Here is a 21,380-nt window from a genome sequence, read left to right on the forward strand (position 1 = left end):
TCGTTACAAGCATCGACCAGCCCTGCTGGTCGATGTTGTTTACGCCCCTCCAGAATTTCGCGTGCGTTGAACCGCCTGGCGGTTGTCGACGAGCGCCGCTGTACAGCACGAGGAACAAGGGATGTTCGCGCCGGCCAATGAAACCCACTTTGCCCTGACCATCGAAGGGCTCTCCGCCGACTTTCAGGTATTTACCCTGACCGGCCGGGAAGCCATCAGCCAGCCTTTTGTGTTCGAGGTGGAGCTGGTCAGTGAGCAGCCGTCGCTGGACCTCGAAACCCTGCTGCACAAACCGGCCTTCCTGCAGCTGTCGCCCGATGGCAGCGGCATTCACGGCCAGATCTACCGCGCCGCGCAAGGTGACTCGGGCAAACGCCTGACCCGTTATTCGGTGACCCTGCGCCCGCAATTGTCGTACTTGGCGCACCGCGTCAACCAACGCATCTTCCAGAACCTCACGGTGCCGAAAATCATCGGCATGGTCCTCGAAGAGCACGGCATCCAGAGCAACGCCTACGAATTCAAGACCGGTTCGATCTATCCCGAGCGCATCTACTGCGTGCAATACGATGAATCGGACCTGCATTTCATCCAGCGCCTGTGCGAGGAAGAAGGTATTCACTACCACTTCCAGCACAGCGCTACAGCGCACAGGCTCGTCTTCGGCGATGACCAGACTGTATTCCCGAAACTCAAGCCTGTGGCCTACCAACAAGACTCCGGCATGGTCGCCAGCGACCCGGTGATCAAGCGTTTCGACCTGCGCCTGGAAACCCGCACCAGCCGCACCACGCGCCGCGATTACGATTTCGAAAAACCGCGCCTGACGCTGGAAAGCGAAAACCGCGGCGACGCCCTGCCCGACCTCGAAGACTACGACTACCCAGGCCGTTTCATCGACCGCGAGCGCGGCAAACACCTGGCCAAACGTGCCCTCGAACGCCACCGCAGCGACTTCCAGCTCGCCGAAGGCAAGAGCGACCAGCCGCTGCTGGTCAGCGGCCATTTCCTCGCCTTGACCGAGCACCCGAAGGCCAAGTGGAACGACCTGTGGCTGCTGACCGAAGTCCTGCACGAAGGCAAACAGCCGCAAGTGCTGGAAGAATCGGTGACCAGCGACACCACCGCACTCAAAGACGATTTCCATCAGGGCTATCGCAACCGCTTCCAGGCGACCCCGTGGGACGTGCCGAACCGTCCACCACTGCGCCACCCGAAACCGCGCATCCTCGGCAGCCAGAGCGCCGTGGTCACCGGCCCGAAAGGTGAAGAGATCCACTGCGACCAGTACGGTCGGGTCAAAGTGCAATTCCACTGGGACCGCGAAGGCCAGGCCGATGACAAGACCAGTTGCTGGCTGCGTGTCTCCAGCGCCTGGGCCGGCGCCCAGTACGGCGGCATCGCCATCCCGCGCATCGGTATGGAAGTGCTGGTGACCTTCCTTGAAGGCGACCCCGATCAACCACTGATCAGCGGCTGCCTGTACCACAAGGAAAACACCGTCCCGTACGATCTGCCGGCGAACAAGACCCGTAGCACCTTCAAGACCCTGAGCTCGATGGGCGGCGGCGGTTACAACGAACTACGCATCGAAGACAAGAAAGGTCAGGAGCAGATCTTCCTCCACGCCCAGCGCGACTGGGACGAGAACATCGAGCACGACCAGAAGATCCGCGTCGGCAACGAACGCCACGACACCGTCGAGCAGAACAGCTACACGGAATTCAAGGCCGAAGAACACCACACCGTCTACGCCGACCGCAAAGTCGAAGCCCGCGCCAACGACAACCTGACCGTGGGCGTCAACCAGCACATCAAGATCGGCACCGGCCAGTTCATCGACGCCGGTCAGGAAATCCACCTCAGCAGCGGCATGAAAGTGGTGCTCGAAGCCGGCGCCGAGCTGACCCTGGTCGGCGGCGGCAGCTTCATCAAGATCGACGCCGGCGGCGTGACCATGAGCGGCCCGGTGATCAACATCAACTCCGGCGGCAGCCCCGGCAGCGGCACCGGCGCCGCCCCGCTGATGCCCGGCGTGCTGAAACAAGCCGACGCCGACAAGGCCGGCCAGGTCCTGACCCCGGCCCAGATCAACACCCTCAAACGTAACGCGCCGTTCTGCGAAGAATGCGAAAAATGCAAGGCAGGTGCCTGTGCCATCTGATCGACTGACACCCAAGGACTGGCTGGCACAACAGCCGCTGCAAACCGGCGAGCGCCTGTACCTGATCATCAGCGCAGCAAGCGATGCCGACGCGCTGAAAACCCTGTACCTGACCGAACCCACCGCGCAACTGCTGCCGATCTGGGGCGGCACGCCCTACTCCACCTGGCAACCGGTAATGCCCTACGTCACCGAACTCAAACCGAACTCGGCATTCCTGCCGTGGATCGCCGAAACCGACGCCCTCGACTGGGGCTGGCTGGCGGTCTCACGCGCGGAACCGAACGATGTGTTCGAGCATCTGCGCAGCTTGACTCAGGTGAAGATGCCGGACGGGACCGAGGTGTTTTTCCGGTTCTGGGATGGGCGGCATATCTACCCGATTCTGAAGGGGCTTGGGGAGAAGGCTGGGGAAGTAATGCCGGTGTTTGAGCGGTATTTGATTAATGGGCAGACGCTGGAGGTTGGGACGCGGGTGTTGCCGAAGGTGAAGGATTGGCCGTGGTGGGAGGTGCCGAAGGATTTGCTGGATGGGTTGACGGCGGAAAATCCGTCGACCGTCATCGGCAATATGTTGCAGTGGCTGCAAGAAGAACATGCTGATCTGTATTTCTCCTTCCCCGAATCAAACCTGAAACAAAAAGTGGCGCGGTTCGTAAAACGCACGCCACTCACGGAAGAAAATTTTACCGGGCTGTTGAAGGCCTATCTGGAAAAAGAGGTGGTGGTATGACCCCATTGGATACGATCGCTCATGTCACCGCTAAACAGCCTGACTTCAACACGCTCATTGCCGAGTTCAAGAATTGCCTGAAAAGTTACCGTTCCACTGCCCGCGTCATTCCTGGCCTGGAAATGGAGCAGCAATTTCAAGTTGGGGACGAGGTTAAAAAACCCGTCGCGGCGGACAGCAAGAACAAAGCCGTGTATTTCGCTACCTGTCCCGAGAATGGAAAACTCACGCTGATTCATAGTTTCGAATCGGCGCGTTTTGTGCCGATTGGCAACACGCCAGTAGTCCTGACTCCCGTCGATGCGAAGAACAACCCTGTGGCAGGGGAAGTCGTGCGCAAAACCATCGGGGCAACCGGAATTGAAGTCGTCAGTGATCTGAAGCCTCGCCAGCTGTACCGGATTAGCTTTTTCCCTGGCCTGACCAGCGCAGACAACGATCGACTGTTCAAATCCTACGACGACGTCATCGGCGATCTAAGCAAGTGGTTGTCTTCAGAATGGACAACCACTTGCCTGCCGTTGTGGAAAGAACATAACGACGCTTCGATCGCTGGGCGCTTCTGGCAGCAGTTGCAATCCGAATTGGATGGTTTCTGGAAATTCGTCATGGGTATCTGGGGCGATATCAAATCGCTATTTCATCTGGTGACTCACCCTCGCGAGAACTATGAAACGCTCAAAAAATTCTTCACCGACGAAAATATCAAGAAGATCTATAACGCTTCCACGGAAGCACTTCGAACCAGTTTTCTGATCGCAAGTGATGAGCCGTTGCTGTGGGTTTATGTCTCTGCCGTTTGGACGTGGGTGTCGATGCTGCCGCCGCAGACCCGCACAGAAGTGCTGGCGAGGTTGAAGTCGGAAATACTCTATATCGTGCTGGGGATCATTTTCACAGGTGGATTGGGCGTTGCATTGCGCGCCGGAGCTAAAACGGTCAAGGGCACGTTACAAGCGCAAAAAGCGATCAACATGGTTGAGAAAGTCACCGCCAAGCTCATCGAAATCAGCAGGATTCGCTCCAAAGCCCATGCGGATGCAGCCGCTTCATTGAGGTTTCACGGCAACGGTGTCACCAATTCAGGCAAAAAAGCAGTGGCTACTGTCGCTGATCATACGCCTGCACAAACAGCCACCGCTCCGAAGCGCCCCTCTCCCACGACAGGAGGGAAAGTCGAAAACGACGCGCAAATCCACGCACGAAACAAAACCCAGAACGAAACCCGCCTCGAGCAGCAGGAGAAGGTTGAAAACGCGCCCGCCCAGTCCAAGAACCAAGCTGATCAACCCGCTCAGTGTGCCAACAAAACCTGCACTAACGGTGACCCCGTTTCCATGGTCACCGGTGAAGAACTGCTCACCCTCACCGACGGTGAGCTGGGCGGCCTGTTACCGCTGGAGTGGACCCGTCTCTACCGCAGCAGCGCCGTCGAAATCGATAGCCGCATGGGGCCCGGCTGGAGCCACTCGTTATCTCATAGTCTGCAAATCGATGTTGACGGTGTGCTGTGGACAGACAACGAAAACCGCCAGACCCGCTTCCCAGTACCGACCGAACAACGACCGGCCATCACGAATAGCCTCGCTCAAGCAGCGATTTTTCTGGGAGATGCACCCGGTGAATTGATTCTGACGCAGGCCGGGGCGAAACCGCGTTTCTATCATTTCCGTGCGAACCGGCTGACCACCATCAGTGATTCGTATGAAAACCAGGTGCACATCACCTATGACATGGTCGGGCGCATTCAGCGCATCGACAATGGCGCCGGCCGGGCTTTACTGCTGCGCTACGACGACCGCCATATCGTTGCGGTGGATCAACAGCAACAACGCTCGGAATATGACGACTCCGGAAAACGTCAGGACCCGTGGTTGACCCTGCAGACGTTGGTCTCATACGAATACAACGCTCGACATCAATTGGTATCGGCGACTAATGCCGCTGGCGAAACCGAACACTACCGCTACAACGAGCAGCACGTGATTCTTGAGCGGCAACTGGCCGGCGGTGCTAGCTTCTTCTGGGAATGGGAGCGCGAAGGCAAACTGTCCCGTTGCGTCCGGCACTGGACAAACTACTCGCCATTGGAAACACGCTATGAGTGGGACGATAACGGCACGGTTACAGTTCACAACGGCGATGGCAGTGAACAGGTTTATGTACACGACGAAAATGCACGTCTGATCAGCGAAACCGCTCCGAATGGAGCAGAAACTCACAAAGCCTACGACGACCAGGGCCGCTTGATCGCTGTAAAAGACCCAATGGGCGCCATCACCGAGTATCAGTACAACAATGCTGGCCGGTTGCTGGCCGTGATTCCCCCAGAAGACGAGCCTACGCGTTACAACTATTACAACGGCCAACTGATCGAGGTCAGACGAGGCAAAGGTCGCTGGCAGTACGACTACAACCCACAAGGCGACATCACCCAGCAAATTGATCCGCACGGCAATGAAACCCAGTACAGCTATGACCGTCAGGGCCGACTGCTGCAAATTCGTCACCCCGATGGCAGCCGCCATCAATTAGGTTGGAACAACCTCGGTCAATTGCTCGAAGAACGTCTGCCGGACGGTGGCCAACGCAAGTACCGCTACGACGCCTTGGGCCGGCTGATTACCCGGCAAGACGAATTCAGCGCCATCACTCATTACCAATGGGATGCTGTTGATCGCCTGACCCAAGTCACCCTGCCCGGAGGCGCCACGCGCGCCTTTACTTACAACCCTTACGGTCGCGTAACCGCCGAACGCGATGAACTCGGACGCATCACCCGTTATGAATACGCTGACAACCTGCATCTGGTCAGCCGCCGTATCAACCCGGACGGCAGCCAACTGCGCTATCGCTACGACAACGCAGGTCTGTTGCTCACTGAAATCAAGAACGAACGCGGCGAGCAATACCACCTCGATTACTACGCCAACGGCCTGATCCAGCAAGAAACTGGCTTCGACGGCCGCCGCACGGCGTATGAGTACGACCTCAACGGTCAATTGCTAAAGAAAACCGAGTTCGGCGATGACGGCAGTGAACTGGTCAGCGAGTACCAGCGCGACACCGCAGGCCGCCTGCTGGTAAAGACCCTGCCCGACGGCAAAGAAATCCACTACAGCTACGACGCCCTAGGTCGCCTGGTCAACGTCGACGACGGTAACTGGCCGCTTGCCTACGAATATGACGTGCAGGACCGCTTGATCACCGAGCACCAGGGCTGGGGCACCACCCGGTACGAATACGACAGCGTCGGTCAATTGAGTCACTGCCGCCTGCCCGATGGCAGTATGCTCGATTACCGTCACCTGTCCGGTGGACGTCTGAGCAGCATCGATCTCAACGGTTCTCGCCTGACCTCTCACCAGTTCAGCGCCGGTCGCGAGCAGCAACGCCAGCAAGGCCTGCTGCTCAGCCAATATCAGTACGATGAACAGGGCCGACTACAAGCACACAGCGTCAACCAGCGTGACAAAAACCTCTTCCAGCGTCGTTACAACTACGACGCCAACGGCAACCTCGCCGGCGTCGACGACAGCCGCAAAGGCAACCGCAGCTATCACTACGATCCACTGGATCGCTTGATCAGCGTACGCGGTGCAACCCCGGAAAGTTTTGCCCACGACCCGGCGGGTAACCTACTGGGTCAGAACAACGAAGGCACGGCAAACCTCGCCAACGTCAAAGGTAACCGCCTGCTCATGCAAGGCGACCGCCATTATGACTACGACGCTTACGGTAACCTGATCCGTGAACGTCGCGGCACAGGCCAGAAACTCGTCACCGAGTACCGCTACGACTGCCAGCACCGCCTCGTCGGCGTCAGCCTGCCGGGCGGCAGTACTGCGAGTTACAAGTACGACGCCTTCGGCCGCCGCATCGAAAAAACCGTCGACGGTCACACCACCGAATTCCTGTGGCAAGGCGAGCGGCTGATCGCCGAAAACGCAGAAAACCGCTACCGCAGTTACATCTATGAGCCTGGCAGCTTCCGCCCACTGGCGATGCTCGATGGTGAAGGCCCGCGCAAGGCCACGCCGTTTTACTACCAACTCGACCACCTTGGTACACCGCAAGAACTCACCGACTACAGCGGTGAGATCATGTGGTCGGCGAAATACCGTGCGTACGGCAATCTGGTAGCGCTGGACGTCAGTGAAATCGATAACCCACTGCGGTTCCAAGGTCAGTATTTCGACGCAGAGACAGGGTTACATTACAACCGGCACCGCTACTACAATCCGGGCACTGGACGGTTTTTGACGCCTGATCCGATTAAGCTTGCAGGTGGGCTGAACAGTTACCAGTACGTGCCTAACCCTACGGGGTGGGTGGATCCTTTGGGCCTGAATAACGAGTGCCTTAAAAGCACATCCCAATCGTCAGGAAAGGTCGAAAGTCCGCCGGAAAAGGTGAAAGTAGATGAAGGGCAGCCAACACCAATTAATATCGATACAGGAACGGCGAACGCCTTTGTCTCGCAGAACTCGCCTATCAGGCATGGTCTGAAAGCCGAAGTCCAAGGCAAACAGATGGTTATGACTGAAACAGCTGCTGGAGAATTTAAAAACATCACAAGTAAAATTGCTGGCCCCCAAGAAAAAGCTCGGGCTGAACGTTTCATGGAAAAAGTGAAGATCATTCCAGACGACCCCTCCGAAAGGGCAATCAAGTTAACCACAACCAAAAAAGTCGGCGAAAACGATAAAATAATTTTTGGTACTGGAGATAAAATCGGTGCTAAAACAATGACATCGGATGCCAAATTTGTTCGAGGAGCATCCAGTCAAGGCGTTGATTTTGATGTCCACATTCACGACCCAGTACCTTTGAAAGGAGAGTAAAAGGTGAAGACAAAAAGTGATTTAGATGAGTCCTTATTAGATGCTTTTCACATGTTGAAACAGGCTTACCCAGAAGGTATATCCGCCCCAGACTACTTTCCTGTACTGACTCTTCTTTATGAGTATTTTTCTGATAGAAATCTAGCCTCCTTGATTTCAGAAATTAACAAGACCGATTCAGATTTAGTCATAAACGACATCTACGCATCTGTCAGCACACAGAAACCCAGTGAACAAGCAGTAGACTCTGTCAGAAAAAAATTAGAACCATTCAATTTTCACTCCATCTGTGTAGATGATTAAGAAATAAGAGAACTGACAGGTATATTTTATATACCCATGACGATAAAACTAACCTCTTGTCTCTTTTTCGCTTCTCAGCGCCACAGACACGCAAACAAAAGAGAACCGAGCGTAGGTGACAGTTTTTTCTTACAAAAATAAATCTGTCACTTTTCTGGTTCTGGCCCCAGACAGCAAAAATTCATCCGTCTACCATTTCCGCTTTAACAGCAAAGGCGCACTCTGATCGCCATCAGCGACAGCTATGGCAATCGACTGCACGTTACACGCGACATCCACGGTCGCATCAAACGTCTCGACAATGGCGCAGGTCGTGCCCTGCTTCTGCGCTACGACCGCAAACACATCATCGCGGTCGACTACCAGCAGTTTCTGCCTGCGGACAATCTTGAAGACGCCTGGAACACCGTGCAGACGCTGGTCACCTACAGCTACGACGCCCAGCATCGCCTGATCGAAGCGAAGAACGCCGCCGGCGAAGCCGAGCGCTATCGCTACAACGATCAGCACGTGATTCTGGAGCGGCAACTGGCAGGCGGCGCGGCCTTCTACTGGGAGTGGGAGAACGAAGGCAAACTGTCTCGCTGCATCCGTCACTGGGCCAACTTCTCGCAGATGGAAGCGCATTACGCTTGGGACGATAAAGGCAGCGTAACGGTAACCAACGCCGATGGCAGCGAAGAGGTCTACACCCACGACGACCAGGCGCGACTGATCAGCAAGATCGACCCGGACGGCAATGCCACGCTGTACAGCTACGACGCCCAGGGTCGCCTGCTGGAGATCCGCCACCCCGACGGCAGCCGCCATCAACTCGGCTGGAACAACCTCGGCCAGTTACTCGAAGAGCGCCTGCCGGACGGCGGTCAACGCAAGTATCGCTACGACGCACTTGGCCGGCAAATCACCCGTCAGGATGAATTCGGCGCGATTACTCAATATCAATGGGACGCCGTCGATCGCCTGACCCAAGTCACCCTGCCAGGCGGAGCCTCTCGCGCATTCACCTACAACCCGTATGGCCGGGTCACCGCCGAACGCGACGAGTTCGGCCGTATCACCCGCTACGAATACGCCGACAACCTGCACTTGGTCAGCCGCCGCATCAATCCGGACGGCAGCCAACTGCGCTACCGCTACGACAGCTCACGTCTGTTGCTCACCGACATCGAAAACGAGCGCGGCGAACATTACCATCTCGATTACTACTCGAACGGCCTGATCCAACAGGAAACCGGCTTAGACGGCCAGTTGCTGAAGAAAACCGAATTCGGCGATGACGGCAGCGAACTCGTTACCGAATACCAGCGCGATACCGCTGGCCGTCTGCTGGTAAAAACCCTCGCCGATGGCGAAGAAATTCACTACAGCTACGACGCCCTCGGTCGTCTGGTAAACGTCGACGACGGCCATTGGCCGCTCGCCTACAAGTACGACCTGCAAGACCGCCTCATCGAAGAACACCAAGGCTGGGGCACCCTGCGCTACGAGTACGACAGCGTTGGCCAGCTTAGCCACTGCCGCCTCCCGGATGGCAGCAAACTCGACTACCGTCACCTGTCCGGCGGACGCCTGAGCAGCATCGACCTCAACGGCTCACGTCTGACCGCTCACCAGTTCAGCGCCGGTCGCGAACAACAGCGCCAGCAAGGCCTGCTGCTCAGCCAATACCAATACGACGAACAAGGCCGCCTGCAAGCCCACACTGTCGGCCAGCGTGATAAAAACCTGTTCCAGCGTCGCTATAACTACGACGCCAACGGCAACCTCGCCGGCATCGATGACAGCCGCAAGGGCAATCGCAGCTACCATTACGACCCACTCGATCGGCTCATCAGCGTGCGTGGCGCCACACCGGAAAGCTTCGCCCACGACCCGGCGGGTAACCTGCTGGGTCAGAACAACGAAGGCACGGCCAACCTCGCCAATGTCAAAGGCAACCGCCTGCTGATGCAGGGCGACCGTCATTACGACTATGACGCCTATGGCAACCTGATCCGCGAACGTCGCGGCACCGGCCAGAAACTCGTCACTGAATACCGCTACGACTGCCAGCACCGTCTCATTGGCGTCAGCCTGCCGAGTGGCAGCACCGCGTCGTACAAATACGACGCTTTCGGCCGACGCATCGAAAAAATCGTTGACGGCCAGACCACCGAGTTTCTGTGGCAAGGCGAACGACTGATCGCTGAAAGCGCCGAAAACCGCTACCGCAGCTACATCTATGAGCCCGGCAGCTTCCGTCCACTGGTGATGCTCGATGGCGAAGGTCCGCGCAAAGCCACGCCGTTTTACTACCAACTCGATCATCTGGGCACACCGCAGGAACTCACCGACTACAGTGGCGAGATCATGTGGTCGGCCAAGTACCGCGCCTACGGTAACCTCGCGGCGCTGGACGTCAGCGAGATCGATAATCCGCTGCGCTTCCAGGGTCAGTATTTCGACGCCGAGACAGGGTTACATTACAACCGGCACCGCTACTACAATCCTGGGACTGGACGGTTTTTGACACCGGATCCGATCAAGCTTGCGGGTGGTTTGAATAGCTACCAGTACGTGCCTAACCCTACGGGTTGGGTGGATCCGTTGGGGTTAGCAAGTAAAGAGTGTGATGAGCCAGAACCCTATGACAACTCTGCTCATAACGCCGCCAAATACGAAGCCATGAAACGTGACCTTAGAACGACTGAGGCTGCTAACCCCTTAGTCGAAAGCTTGCGGGCCACTGGTGATCTTCCCCCAAACTACGTTACTAAAGCTCAGGCAACACAAAGCGGATGGAAAAAAGGTAAAGCAGTCAACAATAGCGTTCCTGGTGGGCAGCTAGGCGGGGATGTTTTCTATAATGATACAAACGTACTTCCATCAGCCCCTGGCCGAACCTGGTATGAAGCTGACGTCGGTCTCAATAATACGATGTCTCGAAGCAATCAGCCTGGAACCAGATTGCTCTACTCAGATGACGGACTACTTTACATCACTAGCGATCACTACGAAACTGTCACCCCTATTGGAAAGTGGAAGTAAATCAAAATGATAATTGAGTTTGATGGATTATCCATCTCATCCGAGCAAGAATTCCATAAGCGCATAGCATCTGCTTTTTCCGTTACACAATATTATGGAAACAACCTCAATGCTCTGTGGGACCTGCTCAGCACCGACGTAGAACGTCCAATTGAATTAATTTGGACGAACTCAAAACATTCAGAAGAACGAATGGGTGATGCATATAAAAAAATCTTAACCATTCTTGATCGAGTAAAAAGTCAAGATGAAAGCTTTGGACTGGAGGAGAAATTCAGCTACCAACTGAAATAGAGAAAGCAAACCATGAAAAAAATTGGCAGTTTCGTCTTTTATCGCTGAAAAATAAACTGCCTTTTTTTCCGAATAAATGGCGAACAACAAAGGATAACCTGAACCACTCATTTAGCATGACTAAATACAGTGGCACGTTTTGGCGTCGAGGGCACCTGCCACAAAGGTGACAGACTTATTATTAATAGATGACCCAAAAGGCATTAAAAATGGATTCGTCCTTTTTGTTTACTAAAAGAGGGTGAAAACTCACTTACGCACTTTAAAAAAGAATAATTATGAAACATTTTATACTTGCGACTCAGGAATTAAATTATGCGAGCAACCCGAGTGCAAACTTTCGGCTGACTTTGTGAGTTTCACACTCGTTTCGGCATCTTTGCAGGACATATGGTCAACTTGGAAAAAATCAGCCACTCTCTGTCACCGGAATGGCCTACAACAATAAAGTGGCGGACTGTTGGCTACTCGTTGGAAGATCAAAAAATCCAAGAAATTCGTCTACGCAAGGACATTGAATCGACTCTAGCCACCAATGGAATACTCAAAAAAATGCAAAAACAAAAATATACTCTTACTTAGACCCGACTAACACTCATGAAAACAAATTCGAGCCAGACTAACTAACACAATACAGAAATACTTTTCTAATTCTAAAAAAAGCATCCCAGACACATACCTGCTCTTCGACCAACTAAGTGACAACGACAAAGCCGTCACTTCAAAAAGCATTTTTAATTTTATGATGTTTGACAAAGAGACACTTATCGTCCGATTCCTAGAAAGCGACACTCATTCAACCTTACAGCTTATTGCACCAGCAGAAAAATCAAACAAAATAAAATTAATACTTGAAAATCTAGAAATCAGAAAAATCAAACACACCGAACTCTACAAAACAATAAACAACCTTCAACATTAACACCCAGAACAAAAACCCTGTTTACTTTCAAAAACAAATGGGGCAGATTTACTTTCAGGCTTGCTCCCCTTGCGATTCAAAAAGGATTGAAAATAAACACGTTACTCTTGTTCCATTTCAATCTACGACTAATTTAAACCCTTATACAGGCAAAGCACCTGGTAGAGACCACTAAATTATCTTGAGCAACCTAACATGTGGACATCATCAATATCGAACAAAAAGCAGTGGACGTCTATTTTCGGAGAAACATATTCCCCCTCAAGCATGCGTACGTCATACGTAATGCTGGACGGAAACTCTATATGCATAAAATTATCCAGCAAAATAGAGCAAGCAGCCCCTAAAAAGTGGCTGGCAAAGAATTACAACGAGTATGAGTTTCAGCTCTACATAGTAGACATAGAAAATTTTAATGTAGAGAATTTCAACTTCAGCGGCACCACCACCTTAACAATCGAAGGAAAATCCTCAGACTACAAAGTCACAATTAAATTTGAAAATAACTGTGCAGTCACATGCCAAGCAAAAAATATTAGTATAGCCAATATTACAGCATACAATAATGACGGCGCAGTGTAGCGCAATGCGCTCACTGACACTTTTATAGAAATCAGTGCATTCAGACACTACCGACGATGTCGGGAACAGATCACAGTTTCTTATTACATAGATGTGATTATCTCACAACCTAAACGCTTTCATAAATCTGGCTCGTGAGCTCCTTGGTTCTAGGCAGAAACTATACCCATTACTTTGCGGCCCTTCGGTTTACATGAGCACCCATGAATAAACATCAAATCACACTCACCAATAACTGGACCGCCACCTTCGAAAACAACGGTGAGTTCCGCATGGGAGCCGAAGGCTGGAGCTTGCTCCTGCAAGGACCTGACGGCAGAAATATCAGTTACTTCGCGGACCAGATCATTTTGGTCAACGATGACGACGGCACCCAGGCTAATTCGTGCATTCGTCTATCCAGCGACGGTGTCTACGGTTATTTGAGTACAGCCGTTGACAGCTGCTGGGTGATCGATTTCTCGCGGTGCATGATCGCCCCGCACCGAGTGAGCATCCGTCACTACCATGACGCCTATGACGAAAGCGTGGCAGTTTACGAACAACCGGCCTTCAAGCGTGCGAGGCAATACATCAGTGTGGTTGAAAGGAACATCTATCTGACCTTCCCGCTGACCAAAGATGAAGACTTCCCCACGGTATGGGAAGAGTATCTATCCATACGCAAACGCCAACTGGAGGAGCTCTATTTCAGAAACTGATCAGTGGGCGCCAATATCATCGTAGCTATTTTTTCGCCCTACCCGATCAACTCGTCCATCACCTCATACTTAACCACCACCCGATTCCGATACAACCTAACCCTCTCCACCAACTCCCCCACCTGCCCCTTCTCCCGCACTTCCCGCCAGATCTCATTCTCCCGATACACCCGCTCTCCCTCCCGCACAAACCGGTGCCCTTCCTGAAACACGTGATACCGATACTCCCGCACCCGATCGCACAACAATTCCCCCTCCAGCTGCGTTTCCCCCACATTCAACTTCAACTGAAAAGTCCGATCCGTCGGGTTGTGCAGTACCAGGTCAACGTAGTTGTAGAAAATCGCCGCTCCGGAGCCGAATGGCAGCACCCGCCCCTCATCCGGGAATGGATCGAAGCTGTGGTTGGAGCGCTCGACCACGACCAGCGGTGAGTGAATTGCCATCCAGTGGATCAGGTTGCTCAGTTGGCAGATTCCGCCGCCGACACCCCTTCGTGCTTCGCCGAAGGACAGTTCCATACCTTCGACGTAGCCGCGTTTGCGGGTTGGGCGGCCGACGAGGCGGCAGAAGGAGAAGTGTTCGCCGGGGGCGATGATGAGGCCGTCGATGGCGGCGACGGCGAGTTTGAGGTTGATGACTTTGTTGTGTTGCAGGGCGAGGTCGGAGTCGCCGAGTTTGCGGATGAGTTTCGAGGTGTGTTTGAGGTAGCGGAATGGCAGACGGTCAGCGCCGGCCACAAGGCGCGAATAGCGTTTGCTGGAGCAACGCCAGGCGATCTGGCGGCACAGTCTTTTTTGCCAGACGCGCAGCCAGTACAGGGCCGGGTGGTAGAGGGAAAGTGGTTTCATCCGTGAGGCGACGGCAGGTGCCGTTTCTTCCTTGAAGCATCTGAGGGGCGCGCAGTTTAGCCTGTGGGACGGCTTGCGTCGTGCGCGAGATCGTGTCCCGACACACTTGGAATTGCTTGCTGAACGGCGAATTAAGCTTCAACTAAGCTTGCGTCGCTAGCATCCCGGCCCGAGAGACACCTGTCGCCGATCAACCGCGGATGAGCTTCCCGAATGAGCCAGTTTGATTTACCAGCCGTTACGCAGCCGAATTTCAGTCTTGTATTGGTAAATTACAAAACCCCGGACATCACCCGGATGTGCCTGGAGTTGTTGCGTCAGCATGTTCAGGCGCAGCGCATTCCGGTTTGGGTGGTGGACAATGATTCTGCCGACGCCAGTCTGGATTACTTGCGCTCGCTGGACTGGATCAAGCTGATCGAACGCCCCTCCCCCGGCAAAGAAGCGGGACATATTGCACATGGCAAGGCGCTGGATATGGCGCTGGAAGAAGTTGAAACCGACTATCTGTTTCTGCTGCACACCGACACCTTTGTCTACGACAAGGAAGTCTTTGCGATGATGTTGCGTGAGTGCACAACGTCTGCGGATATCGCCGCAGTCGGGTGTGTCGAGCAAATCGACCGTGGGATTGTCAGAGACACCTGGCGGTTAACTTCGCGCTTTTGCAAACACTATATTCGCCGGGCGAAAACTTCATTAGGTTTGCGCAGTAAAGAACCAAAACCTTATCGGGAAACTCACCTCAAGAGTTTCTGCACCTTATGGAACGCCAAGTTGATGAAGTCTCGCGGACTGCACTTTTGCATGGATGATCGGGTGCCCGGTTATACCCTTCAGGATCGGATGGTCGCTCTGGGCTATGGCATCAAGCTGTTGTCGCCACGCAAGATTTTCCGCTATCTGGATCACATCCAGGCAGGAACCGTCGCCGCTGCCGGCACGTACGGCAAAAACCACCGCAGGACCAAGATGTATGAAGCCACCCTCAAACGCTTCGAGGGGCAGGCATCGGCATAATCGCGAACACAAAAAAAGGGCGACTGCAAAGTCGCCATTTTTTTATCTGAAATTGTATACATCCGCTCCGAGGAGGTGTTCGCCCAGTGTAATGGCCTGGCAATCCATGCACCGGTAAAGAGCCCTGACACTGGGCGAACGGGAAGGATTTTAATAGAAGTTGGCGCATATGTCGTCATACATAAAGGTAAATTTTATGTACGAAAAAGTTAATAGATATTTATCGACGAAATCCTTTCGCGAAACTTTCAGAGCACGGTTTGACTTCATTCAGATGATTGTTCTCATACAATAATCTGTACAAGAACAATCATTCTGTAGAGTTAATACTCAGCTTTCATGCTGACTGGTCACTTTTAATACATCGGTATAAGTGACAACTACGCTTTGCCCGACTTTCAGATCTTTCAGCTTGGCTTGGATTTCAGGCTTTTTTACGTCGAGGACTTTCGACTGGCCCGCCGGGTTTTCCAGGGTGACCTGATTTGTCTTCAAATCAATTTTGGTGATTTTCAGTTGCACCTGAATCTGCCGGTAGGCCTCGCCGCCCGGGTTTTCAGTGCCGGGAGCGTTGCGCAACTCGCCGCTACGCTCGACAGTGCCAGGCAGACCTTTATCCACGTCGGTATCGAGGTAAGCCGCCACGGAACGCTGCACTTCGACTTTGACCAGGTCACCGACCTTGAGGTTGGCGAGGTTTTTCGCCTTGTCGCTGAGCTGAACGTGAACCTGACGACCTTCGGCGCCTTCCAGCACGACCTGATGGTTGGCGGCATCGACGGCCAGCACTTTGGTGGTGACCTGATCGGCCTCGACGGTGGCAGACAGCGGAATATCGGCCGCCATGGCGCCGAAGCTGGTGGCGGACAGAACGGTTGCGAGGGTGATGGCCTTGGCCAGAGCGTGAAGCTTCATAAGCGGTACTTTCCCTGTAATGAATGGCAGCACCCGGCGCCAACTCAGGGTCGGCGGCGGATGTGCCATTGAGCATAGACGCTGTTCAGGGCTTGGCTTTCGTTTCTGATGCGGCAGTCTCCTGCGCGGTGGATTCGCCGCTGGCGGTGCCCTTGCCGCTGTCCTCGCGCTGTTTAGGGTCGGTTGGGCGCAAGGCGTCGTTGTCACGCTCGGTTTCTCCCGGTGGCCGGGGTTCGTCGGGATGTTCGCTGGGGGATACGGGGTTCATGGTGGTTCTCCTCAGGCTTCAGGGTCATCCAGTTCATTGGCGACGTTCACCGCGGGCGAATCCTTGTGCAGGTCATCGGCCTTGGCACGCAGGATCTGCCACTGCTCCAGATCGATCGCGCCCTGGCCGAGCAGGTCGTCGGCGATGCGTTGCAGGTCGAAGTAGTGAGCGTCGGGGGATTGCTGCCAGTAGGTCTGATCGTCAAACAGGCGCTGCCAGGTGGTGAGGTCTGGGGGTTGCAGGTCGTCGCTCATGCTCAATCCTCCACGGGTATAACTTTGTAGAGGCTGCGCAATGAAACGGAGTTCAACCCAATCCCTGTAGGAGCTGCCGAAGGCTGCGATCTTTTGACTTTGATTTTTTTAAAACAGGATCAAAAGATCGCAGCCTTCGGCAGCTCCTACAGGGATTGCAATCAAGCAGTCAGTACCCGGTCATTTCCAGATAGCCGCGCCCGCCATGGCTGCCACTGATCCGCACCGGCCCTTCCCAGTAAGGGATGCGCAGGTTCATCCACGCCTTGGGGTTGAGCGCGTCGAGGCTGATGTCGAGGTGTTTGTCGGGAATGCTGATCGACCAGCGTATCGGCATCGTGTGTCCGGCAACTTTTGCGGTGTCCTTGGGTGTGAGTCTGATCTGCTCGCCGTGCAGGGTTTCGGTCCGGCCGTCGGCGCGGATCCAGGTACCGGTCAGGTACGGCGCACCCTCAGTTTGCCGGGTGCGAAACAGCATCAGCGATTCACCGCTGTCCAGGTGCAGGGAAAACCAGTCCCACCCGGTCTGATTGGCCGCCAGCGGCTGGCTGCTCCACTCACGGTCCAGCCACGCCGGGCCGCTGACGGTGTAGGCCTGGCCATCGATTTGCAGGGTACCGCTGGCCTGAAAAAACGGCTGACTGTAGTAATACGAGGCCTGGCCCTGTTCGGATTTGCGGCTGAAACCGTTGTCACCCTGCAACACCAGCGGCCGACTGGAGGTGAGGTGCAATTGATAGCTGAAGGCTTTGTCTCGAGCACTGAGTTGCAGATCGGTCAGCGGATCCTGCGCCTGACTGGCCAAGCGCCAATCATCGATCCACGCTTCGAACGGCGCCACGTTCACCCCGGCCTGCCCCACTCCGCCCCGGGCATAGCGCTCGGCGGCGTGATGCGCGGTGGCTGAAGTCACGGCGGCATGCCCGAGCCAGATCGTCTGGTTGGCCCAGCCCGCCTGTTGCGCCAGCGGTTTCAAGGCGCTGCGAAACAGCGTCCATTGCACGCCGAAATCATTGCCCTGTTGATCCTTGAGGTTGGCGGTGACGTACCACCATTCGATACGAAAACCATCATGCGCGCCGTGATCCGCCGGGAAGCTGAATACCCGCCCCGGAGCCACCGGTGTGAACTGCGCGGCTTGATCCCCCAGCCCGGCAAAACCCTTTTGCTCGGGCTGCGGTTGATCACAGCCAACCAGCAGCAGCGCCAGACACAGCGCAGCGAGGTTAATCCTCATGGGCAAACGTCCTCAGCAAATCCGCCGGCTGTGTGCGGTACAACGAATACAGCGGCCACGCCGAGGCCAACAGCGTCGCCAGCAACGCCAGCCCGAGCAACTGCAAAAGTTGCAGCGGAAATACCCGCAGCGGCAGACGCCAACCAAACGCCTGCACGTTGATCACCGCATCCAGACACCAGGCCAACGCGATCCCCAACGGCAACGCCAGCACCAGCGTCAGCAGCGCCAACAGCCAGGTCTGCCCGAGGTTGAGCAGCATCAACTGGCGGCGCGTCACGCCCAATGCCCACAGCGGCGCCAGCTGTCCGAGGCGGCTCTGGCTCTGGGTCAGCAGGCTGATGAACAGCGCCACACCGGCCACCGCCAACGTCAGGCTGTTCAGCGCGGCGGTGGCGGCGAAGGTACGCTCGAACACTTGCACCGACCAACCCTTGAGCCGCGCCTGATCGACGATGCGGCTGTCATCGAGCTGAAAGCGCGTTTGCAGCGTGGTCAAAAACGGCGGGATGTCGGGCGGTGCGATGCGCAGGTTGAAACGGTTCGGTGTCAGTGACGGCCACAGCCGCAGCAGATGATTGCTGTTGACCAGCACGTGGCCCTTGGGATTGCCGTAGTCGGCGTAGATCCCGACGATCCGCGGGGACCACGCCCCGCCCGGCGTCGGCAGGCTCAGGTGATCACCCGCGCGCACCTTCAGGCGTCGTGCCAATTGTTCGCTGAGCATCACCGCATCGTCCGTCGCCAGGTGCGCCCACGGATCGCCGGCAATCGCCTCGAGCAACGGCCAGTGTTGGCGGTAATAAGGATGATCGATCACGCCGAACACATCCGCCGGCCAGCCTTGCAGGGTGACTGTCACTTGCCAGTTGGGCAGCACCGCACTGACGTTCGGCTGTTGTTTCAGCCAGACGTACATCTCGCGCGACTGCGCCGGATTGACCGGGTTGAGGTACAGCTCGGCACTGAGGCGTTGTTCCAGCCAGTCGTCGAAGGTCTGGCGAAAACCGGCGGTCATGCTGCCCGCGCCGATGTTCGCCGACAGCGCCAGCAGCAACGCCATCAGCGCCAGACTGAGTGCCGGCAGTTGCTGGCGGCAGTCGGCGAGAAACCATTGACCGAGCACCGAGCGACTGCGCCCGAGCAAGGGCTTGAGCACCGCGCTGAGCACCACCGGCAACGCCAGCGCGGCACCGAGCAACAACCCGGCCATCAACACGAATCCGCTACCGAGGCTATCACCGAACAGCAGCGCCAACAGTGCGATCAGGCCCAGCACCGCCGCCAGCCAACCCTGACGTCGCAACCAGCGCGCATGTTGCTGATGCCAGGCCTGCGGATCCGCCACCGCCAACAGCGGCAAACGTGCCGCACGCAGCAGACTGTTGGCACCGGCGAGCAACGCGCCGAACAGGCTCAAACCGATTCCGCTGAACCACCACCACGGGCTCAGGCGCAACTGCCCCGCCACTTCCGCGCCGTACAGACCACGCAGGCTGGCGGCGACATCCGGCAGCAGCACGCTCGCCAGCCAGTAACCGCTGATGACCCCGAACACCCCGCCAACCAACGCCAGCACACCGAGTTCGACGATCAGACAGCCGATCAACATCCGCGCACTGACCCCGCAGGCACGCAACGTGCGCAGCAGGCCACGACGCTGTTCCAGCGCCAGACCGATGGCCGCGTGCACGATGAACAGCCCGACCAGAAACGAGAGAAAGCCCAAGGCATCGAGGTTGAGGTGAAAGCTCTCGGTCAGGCGCGAAAGATTGTTTTCCTCGGCGCTGCTTTTAAGCTGCAACCGACCATTGAACGCGGGCGGTAGCTCGGCATGAAAGTCCTTCGGCAGTAACAGCCGCGACAGTTGCCCGGGCTGTTCAAGCAGGGTTTGTGCGACACCGATGTCCACCAGCAGCATGCCCGGTGCCATGTCCTTTTGCGCGTGCAGCGGCGGCAGGGTCTGGCCGTTAGCGGTCTGTGGCGTGGCGCCTTCGCTGAGGTTCAAGGCCTGCAATGTCTCAGGCGCAATCCACGTAATGCCCGGCGGCGAGAAGAACTCGATGATGCGCTCGATCGGCATCGCCTGCCCGGCCACCGCAGAGTCCGTCGGCAGCGACACCGGTTCGATGCCCATCAGTTGCAGACGCTGGTCCTGATGATCCTTGAGCATCAGCCGGCCTTGCAGCAGCGGCGAGACTGGCCAGCCTGCGCGGCGCAGATCGACAAACCACTGTTGGCTGAATGTCGCACCGCTCGGCGCGCCGAGGCTGGCCTGCGGTTCGCCGCCGATCATCTGACTGGCGCGAGCGTAACTGTCGCGGGCCTGACTGTTCAGCGCCTCGACCCCGGTCAGCAGGCTGGTTGCCAGCCACAACCCGGTCAGCACACTGAAAAACTGCACCGGATGCCGCCGCCAGTGGCTGAGCAGCGCACGCAGGGTTTGCCAGAATACGTTCACGTCAGGCGGCCACTGGACAACACCACCCGTTGCGCCAGACGCGCCGCCACGCGTGGGCTGTGGGTGACCATCAGCAGTGTGGTCGGTGTGTCGTCGAGCAGCTCCAGCAACAGGCGCAGCACTTCATCACTGGTGGCTTCGTCAAGGCTGCCGGTGGGTTCGTCGGCCAGCAGCAATTTCGGTCGTGACGCCAGTGCTCGGGCCAGCGCAACCCGTTGCTGTTGGCCGCCCGACAGTTGTTCGGGATAACGCTTGAGCAAATCGCCCAGACCCAGACGCAGCACCAGATGCGCCTGCCAGTGCGGTTCATGCCGGCCGGCCAGACGCGCCTGAAACGCCAGATTGTCCTCGACCCGCAGGCTGCCGATCAGGTTGAACTGCTGGAACACCAGACCGATTTCAGTGCGCCGCCAGTCGGCCAGTTGCGCTTCGTTCATCTGTTCCAGCCGATGCTCGCCACTGTGGATACTGCCGCGATCCACCTTGTCGAGGCCGGCGATCAGGTGCAGCAGGGTGCTCTTGCCACTGCCGGATTCGCCCATCAGCGCCAGACTGCTGCCGGCTTCGAGCGTCAGGTCGACGCCTTGCAGCACCGGGAGCGGGCCTTGCGGGGTGAGGTAACTTTTGAAGACGCCTTGAACCTGAAGCATGCCGCCATCCGTTGGGTCAGTGTGGGGCAAGGATAGCGGATAGCGGCCTCAGCAGATCAGTGGTGTTTGCACTGGTCTCATCGCTGGCAAGCCAGCTCCCACAGGGATTGAGGTTGCTCACGAATACTGGACTCACCATCAAACACTGTGG

Annotated in this window: 16 protein-coding genes; 9 read left to right on the plus strand and 7 right to left on the minus strand. The window is 56.1% G+C overall.

Going from position 1 to position 21,380, the window contains the following annotated elements:
• The first annotated feature begins 121 nt into the window (after window positions 1-121).
• From tssI to ACIOUG_RS07445, 8 genes are all read left to right on the plus strand, one after another.
• On the plus strand, window positions 122-2,164 hold the full coding sequence (gene tssI / locus ACIOUG_RS07410; RefSeq protein ID WP_401063895.1) for a type VI secretion system tip protein TssI/VgrG: 2,043 nt from the start codon (window positions 122-124) through the stop codon (window positions 2,162-2,164).
• Window positions 2,154-2,897, plus strand: coding sequence for a DUF4123 domain-containing protein (locus tag ACIOUG_RS07415; protein ID WP_401063898.1), 744 nt, complete (start codon window positions 2,154-2,156; stop codon window positions 2,895-2,897). Before tssI ends, ACIOUG_RS07415 begins: the two co-directional genes overlap by 11 nt.
• Window positions 2,894-7,741: a DUF1308 domain-containing protein gene (locus ACIOUG_RS07420; protein WP_401063901.1), complete on the plus strand. Its 4,848-nt coding sequence runs from the start codon at window positions 2,894-2,896 to the stop codon at window positions 7,739-7,741. Before ACIOUG_RS07415 ends, ACIOUG_RS07420 begins: the two co-directional genes overlap by 4 nt.
• A 3-nt stretch (window positions 7,742-7,744) precedes the next feature.
• Window positions 7,745-8,044 carry a DUF3349 domain-containing protein gene (locus ACIOUG_RS07425; RefSeq protein WP_103367665.1) on the plus strand — a complete coding sequence of 100 codons (300 nt, stop codon included), beginning with the start codon at window positions 7,745-7,747 and terminating at the stop codon, window positions 8,042-8,044.
• A 408-nt stretch (window positions 8,045-8,452) separates the two neighbouring features.
• Window positions 8,453-11,074: an RHS repeat-associated core domain-containing protein gene (locus tag ACIOUG_RS07430; protein WP_401063904.1), complete on the plus strand. Its 2,622-nt coding sequence runs from the start codon at window positions 8,453-8,455 to the stop codon at window positions 11,072-11,074.
• Between the two features lie 6 nt (window positions 11,075-11,080).
• A complete protein-coding gene (locus tag ACIOUG_RS07435; RefSeq protein ID WP_401063906.1) occupies window positions 11,081-11,368 on the plus strand; it encodes a barstar family protein in 288 nt (95 codons plus the stop codon).
• A gap of 1,117 nt (window positions 11,369-12,485) precedes the next feature.
• A complete protein-coding gene (locus tag ACIOUG_RS07440; protein ID WP_401063909.1) occupies window positions 12,486-12,872 on the plus strand; it encodes an Imm50 family immunity protein in 387 nt (128 codons plus the stop codon).
• Window positions 12,873-13,075: 203 nt separating this feature from the next.
• On the plus strand, window positions 13,076-13,573 hold the full coding sequence (locus ACIOUG_RS07445; protein WP_401063912.1) for a hypothetical protein: 498 nt from the start codon (window positions 13,076-13,078) through the stop codon (window positions 13,571-13,573).
• Between the two features lie 38 nt (window positions 13,574-13,611).
• On the opposite strand, the gene ACIOUG_RS07450 is transcribed toward ACIOUG_RS07445, so the two are convergent.
• Complete coding sequence (locus tag ACIOUG_RS07450) at window positions 13,612-14,424, minus strand: VanW family protein (protein WP_401063915.1); 813 nt, start codon at window positions 14,422-14,424, stop codon at window positions 13,612-13,614.
• Window positions 14,425-14,637: 213 nt separating this feature from the next.
• On the opposite strand from ACIOUG_RS07450, the gene ACIOUG_RS07455 reads away from it, so the two are divergent.
• On the plus strand, window positions 14,638-15,444 hold the full coding sequence (locus tag ACIOUG_RS07455; protein ID WP_401063917.1) for a glycosyltransferase family 2 protein: 807 nt from the start codon (window positions 14,638-14,640) through the stop codon (window positions 15,442-15,444).
• A gap of 330 nt (window positions 15,445-15,774) precedes the next feature.
• On the opposite strand, the gene ACIOUG_RS07460 is transcribed toward ACIOUG_RS07455, so the two are convergent.
• The 6 genes from ACIOUG_RS07460 to ACIOUG_RS07485 form a co-directional block, all read right to left on the minus strand.
• The gene (locus ACIOUG_RS07460; protein ID WP_401063920.1) at window positions 15,775-16,359 is read right to left on the minus strand and encodes a hypothetical protein; all 585 of its coding nucleotides are present in this window, start codon (window positions 16,357-16,359) and stop codon (window positions 15,775-15,777) included.
• An 85-nt stretch (window positions 16,360-16,444) separates the two neighbouring features.
• Entirely contained in the window at window positions 16,445-16,627 is a 183-nt protein-coding gene (locus ACIOUG_RS07465; protein WP_401063923.1) for a hypothetical protein, read from the minus strand.
• An 11-nt stretch (window positions 16,628-16,638) separates the two neighbouring features.
• Complete coding sequence (locus ACIOUG_RS07470; protein ID WP_007961359.1) at window positions 16,639-16,881, minus strand: hypothetical protein; 243 nt, start codon at window positions 16,879-16,881, stop codon at window positions 16,639-16,641.
• 169 nt (window positions 16,882-17,050) lie between these two features.
• Complete coding sequence (locus tag ACIOUG_RS07475) at window positions 17,051-18,118, minus strand: lipocalin-like domain-containing protein (RefSeq protein ID WP_401063926.1); 1,068 nt, start codon at window positions 18,116-18,118, stop codon at window positions 17,051-17,053.
• Window positions 18,108-20,579: an ABC transporter permease gene (locus ACIOUG_RS07480; RefSeq protein WP_401063928.1), complete on the minus strand. Its 2,472-nt coding sequence runs from the start codon at window positions 20,577-20,579 to the stop codon at window positions 18,108-18,110. The genes ACIOUG_RS07475 and ACIOUG_RS07480 overlap by 11 nt, the downstream gene beginning before the upstream one ends.
• Entirely contained in the window at window positions 20,576-21,229 is a 654-nt protein-coding gene (locus ACIOUG_RS07485) for an ABC transporter ATP-binding protein (RefSeq protein WP_401063929.1), read from the minus strand. Before ACIOUG_RS07485 ends, ACIOUG_RS07480 begins: the two co-directional genes overlap by 4 nt.
• Window positions 21,230-21,380 lie beyond the last annotated feature (151 nt).

Origin of the sequence: Pseudomonas sp. NPDC087803, assembly GCF_044742995.1 — a bacterium.
In the GTDB taxonomy this organism is placed as follows: Bacteria; Pseudomonadota; Gammaproteobacteria; order Pseudomonadales; family Pseudomonadaceae; genus Aquipseudomonas.